This window comes from Bartonella sp. AA74HLJMH, from assembly GCF_042197045.1.
In the GTDB taxonomy this organism is placed as follows: domain Bacteria; phylum Pseudomonadota; class Alphaproteobacteria; order Rhizobiales; family Rhizobiaceae; genus Bartonella.
The window spans coordinates 1-4,998 of record NZ_JBHIRJ010000043.1 but is presented as its reverse complement, the minus strand read 5'-3'; the positions used below and the strand labels follow the sequence as shown (position 1 = coordinate 4,998).

Sequence of the window (4,998 nt, the reverse complement as noted above, 5' to 3'; positions counted from 1 at the left end):
TGCACATAGAAGACCCTCACAATCTAATGTGATAAACAGTTGATAAAATTTGGAATGGGAAAATTTGAAAGAGGGGCGCCCCCGCCGCGCCCGCGCGTCTTTACGCAGCGTTATTTTCAATAATCTTTACAACGGTATCGTTTTCATAAATTTCACAATCCTCAGGAATCCCATATGCATAGTAAACGTTTTGTTCAACATATGAATAACCATCTCTTTTTAACCTTGCATTGCCATGTACCAAACCTCTAATGGTGTGATAACCAGTCACTTTTGCATTCCCATAAACAGAACCATAGACCTTAACATACCCACCCACGCTAGCATTCCCATAAACCTTGCCATAAATTTTAGCAGCGCCACTGATAACAGCATGATCATAAACTACCGCCTTGCTATGAATACGAGCATTTCCTGATAATTTTGCATTGCCATAAACCCGCGCCTGATGATAAACCCAAGCATTATAAGAAAGATGCGCATTGTCATAAACATGAGCATTTGCATAAACGCGGGCGCGATTACAGACATGGGCATTGCCATAAACATTACCCATTATAATAGCATTATTAAAAACCTTGGCATTTTCATAAATATGGGCAGGATTTAAAACAAGAGCATTATCGTAAACCCAGCAATTGCCATCATGCGAGAGGTTGTTTTCACTTTCAATAAAGCCCCCTAAATCACCAGCCTTGACATCATCAAAATCTATTAAAGCCCGAATGCGATAAAGAGTTTGATTATTAAATACACGTGTCTCATTTGTGAGTGCAAACTTTTTTTGCATAGCACAATTCCTTTATAAATAGATTTGAATTTTAGAATGAAATGTTTAAAGAGGGGCGCCCCCGCCGCGCCCGCGCGTCATTTACACAGTTGTAAAAACAATATCACCAGTGATAACGGGTTCTTTATAATTGCCACCAATTTTGGTATCACCACCAATCTCAGTATAGCCAATTACCTTGGCATTGCCATAGACATGAGCATCACCATGGACCTTGCCATAAATTTTTGCATTGTCATAAATGCGAGCATCATCATAAACCTCGGCATTATCAGAAATTAAAGCATTATTGGAAACCCAAGCGCCACCATAAACCTTGCCATAAACCTTGGCATTGTCATAAACGCAGCCCCTATCATAAACATGGGCATAACCAGTCACTATAGCATTCCCATAAACCTTGGCTTCTCTATTGACCATAGCAGCGCCACAAACATGGGCATTATCGCAAACCCTAGCATTATCAAAAACTATAGCATTTTCATAAACATGGGCATTATCATAAACCTGAGAGGTTCCTAAAACACGCGCTTTATCATAAACCTCAGCATTGCCATAAATTCGAGTTTTATCAAGAAATTTGCCATAAATAGTGTCATAAATTTTTGCATTTCCATACACTTTAGCATGTCCAAAAATATCACCATAAATCAATGCGTTCTCATAGACTTGCGCATTGCCATAAACCTCAGCTCTAATATGCACGCTAGCATTGCCATAGACCCTTGCATTTTCATAAATTTTTGCAGATCCAGTAATTTTTGCATTATCCGAAACATGGGCATTATCGTAAATACGAGCATCACCATAAACCATGGCATTGCCACCGACCCAACAATCACCATTATGAGCTAAATTTGCAACCTTATGTATAAAGCCGCCTAAATCACCAGCTTTTATATTAGCAAAATCCCTTAAAGCCCGAATGCGATAAAGAGTATAATCACCAACCTCTATTGTCTCACCTGTAAATTCGTATTTTTTTGCAGGCTCTTGTTGATTAACAGGCGCGGTTTCATTTGCAATGGAAGAGATAACGGGGGTATTTTTTGATATAGTTGTCATAATTAAAACCTTGTCGTAATTAAATTTTCTATTAACAGCCTATAGAGGGCATCGGGTGCTAGAAAACACGGCGACAAGTCCGCTGCTTACACTTTTCTCATAAAGAGTATTGTATGGTGTAAACACACCCGACAAAATCCTCATATACTAACAAAAGTATAAAAGATAGCCAATTTTTAAAAGCGTTGGAAAGATTGTTTCGTAATCTATCCGCTTGTCGTTTCAAAGTGTTTTCTAATCACTTGAATATTCATATAATAAAATACGTATTTATTGTCAAACAATATTTTATCTTTTTTGATATTTTTTTGTATTTTTTTAAATACGTTGTGTATTGATAATATCTTATGCCTATTAGTTGCTTCTTTTATATTTATATGCTTTTAAAGCTATATTATTGGCTTTCTTAAAAGATTGCGTTATTTTCTGAATCTATACATTTATAATATTTAGAAACGCTCTCATGATGCGTATTTTAAACTTTATAACCTATCAATTTTGTCACTAAATGAATTTTAAATTTTTTGTGAATTTTGTTTATAACATATTTGCAACTTAACAGCTTTTTATAGAGATGGTCTTTATAACCAATGCATTCATTTGCATTATGATTATAAAACCTTGCTGTTTTTATGCATTCTCTATAGCTGTTATATGCTTTATAGCCACCGCATCATTTTTCATTTTCATAAGAGAAACGATAAATAGGATAATTACGATTTATAGACTGTTATGAAAACATCTCAATAGAAACTGATAATTATAGAGATGAGCAAAATCTCTTTTAATAGACCGTGTCAGTGTTGTCAGTTCCTTTTAAGAGCCTCTATTATTTTTTTTATGAGTAAAAATTAAAAACATTATATTTCAATAGTTTAATATCTTTAAAACATAACCCATATCAAGAGTACAATCTTAAAAGATAACCAATGATGTGAATTGATTAAAACCTGTCAGTTATGTGTCAGTAAATTGAACTGACAAAAGTGATCATTTGAGTGAGTCATTAAAACGTGTCTTATGAAAAGCATAGGAAAGTAAAAACTGATTACGTTATCAAAATCCCTTTTATGAATTTTATCAGTTCTTTTGAATGATAACCTTATGATTTAGAGAATGATTACAACGTGCTTTATAAAAAGCATGTGATCCTTTAAAGCCTTTCAAAAGATGGTTTATAACTCATAAGAAATGCTATCAAGATCATTATAGTTATGAGTTTTGAAGGGGTTTTGAGTTTTGAGGGTTGCCCCTTTTAGATAAAAAAACGATAAAAAGTAAAAACGTTATTTTTCAATAGGTTAAGATTTTACAGATCTTAAAAAAACAACTCATATTGATAACACAACCTATAAATTCAACTAATAATATACGTTTTGAAGGGGTTTTGACGGTTTTTACACCTTCAAAACCTATAAGTAAAATGAATATACATAACTCTCTTTAAACAAAGCTTTTGAAAACAATAAAGCACTCATTTTAGATTACGGTATAATCTTTTAAAGGCAATGTAAAAAAATTTAATTCATTTTAAGAGTGGGTTTCTTAAAAGTCTTAAAGCAATCCAAATAAGAGTATTTAAAAGTGCAAATGATTTCTTTTTAGAATAACGCATATAAACACTCTTTTTAAAGATTGTATGTAATCAACTTAACAAGAGAGGTATAGATTATGGTTATAAGCTCTATACCCCTTGTAAGGTTATCACTCTCATTATGTGAGCATGCTTTATAAGTTATTCGGTTTCTCTTATTTCTAATTTTGGTAGGTTCTTAACAATTTTCATTGTTTCTAAACTTACGGTAATAACCCTCTGCAATAACTCTAGAGGGTAGGCAGGGTTGCCAATGGTTTCAACAGCATAGTGATTAGCATCATTAACAATACCACTCTTTTTATCTGTCTTAACGCATTGACGCCCCATAACCGATTCAAGAGAGATATCTGTCATGATGATATTGCTATTATAAATAACAGTTGATTTATTCTTTTCCTTACTATCCTTAATTTTTGCGAATTTCATTTCAGTTACATAATAGAATTTTTCGGGATTAGAGATTTCTGTCTGTTTTGGATTACCCTTTTTAAAGGTGACAGGATAAGGTTCTACAGTTTCATAGTTTACGTGCAAATGACCGAGTTCACGCCCTGCTGTCACAAATTTCCAAAAATCATCAGCCGTTTTTACGCAAGGGATACGAGGCAATTCTTTGCATAAATTATCAGCATAACGGGTGCGATAATCTTCTGAATGCAAAAAACCGTAAACATAATAAAACAGATCATCTTTAGTGTTTTTTCATTAGGATAAGCGGCTTTTAAATATGCTAATCCTTCATTAGTTATAGCATTACGCATTTTCTTTTTTTCTTATTTTAGTAAATAAGCGATTGTCATACTATTTTTCTTATCAAGCGATAATAATGGAGTGTTTTTTGTTGTCTCTAATATGTAACAGTTCCAATAAATTTGGTATATTCTATGAATAAGAGGCTTTACTTGAAGCTCAAAATTATATTACATGCAACACCTTAAAATTAAGAAGCATATTAGAGTGTATGATTGTCATTTAACAGTGTAATTGTAAAATCTTCAAAAGCGGGGGAAATGATATGGTTTGCACAACTAATAAAGCAGGTGTATACAGTACAGTCTATGCTTTTTTCTCAGATGTTATAAGTATTATTCTCATCAAAAAATTAAAAAATTGTTACGCGGTTGGCGATTTTTTCTGTGACGCTGATGATGGGGGTCATTTTGTTGCTCATTTTGAGGGCACAATGAATGCATAGATTTTTTTTCATTTTTGTTTTTGCGGCTATTTTGTGCCTTTTTTCGTTGCCGAGTTTTGCCCAAAACATTCGTGAGAAAGCGATTAATCAATCAGAGAGCATCCAACGACAACAAACGCAACAACAACGTTTTCAGCAATTACACCGTAGAAACGAAACACATGGGGTATTTTTGCCAGACGATGATAGCATATCTGCCTATGGTGCTTCGCCTAGTACAACCTGTTTGCTGATCAAAAGCATTGAATTTGTTGGTGCTCAGTTGATTTCTCATACCGACCTTCATGAAGCCATTTCTCTTTGGGAAGGACGGTGTTTGGGGATTGCCGAAATCAACAAAGTGCTCAAAGC

3 protein-coding genes and 2 pseudogenes are annotated in these 4,998 nt (G+C 33.9%); 2 read left to right on the top strand and 3 right to left on the bottom strand.

Features of this window, described 5'->3' with window-relative positions:
• Nucleotides 1–100 precede the first annotated feature (100 nt).
• From ACFINH_RS09105 to ACFINH_RS09095, 3 genes and pseudogenes are all read right to left on the bottom strand, one after another.
• On the bottom strand, nucleotides 101–790 hold the full coding sequence (locus ACFINH_RS09105; protein WP_375632811.1) for a hypothetical protein: 690 nt from the start codon (nucleotides 788–790) through the stop codon (nucleotides 101–103).
• An 81-nt stretch (nucleotides 791–871) separates the two neighbouring features.
• Nucleotides 872–1,855, bottom strand: a complete 984-nt coding sequence (locus ACFINH_RS09100) for a hypothetical protein (protein ID WP_375632809.1) — start codon at nucleotides 1,853–1,855, stop codon at nucleotides 872–874.
• 1,735 nt (nucleotides 1,856–3,590) lie between these two features.
• A pseudogene (locus ACFINH_RS09095) lies at nucleotides 3,591–4,210 on the bottom strand (type ISP restriction/modification enzyme); the annotation flags it as partial.
• A gap of 257 nt (nucleotides 4,211–4,467) precedes the next feature.
• Between ACFINH_RS09095 and ACFINH_RS09090 the strand changes: the two are divergent.
• Nucleotides 4,468–4,647, top strand: a complete 180-nt coding sequence (locus tag ACFINH_RS09090) for a hypothetical protein (RefSeq protein ID WP_375632807.1) — start codon at nucleotides 4,468–4,470, stop codon at nucleotides 4,645–4,647.
• Nucleotides 4,640–4,998 (top strand): annotated as a pseudogene (locus ACFINH_RS09085) (ShlB/FhaC/HecB family hemolysin secretion/activation protein); the annotation flags it as partial. The gene ACFINH_RS09090 and the pseudogene ACFINH_RS09085, both read left to right, overlap by 8 nt.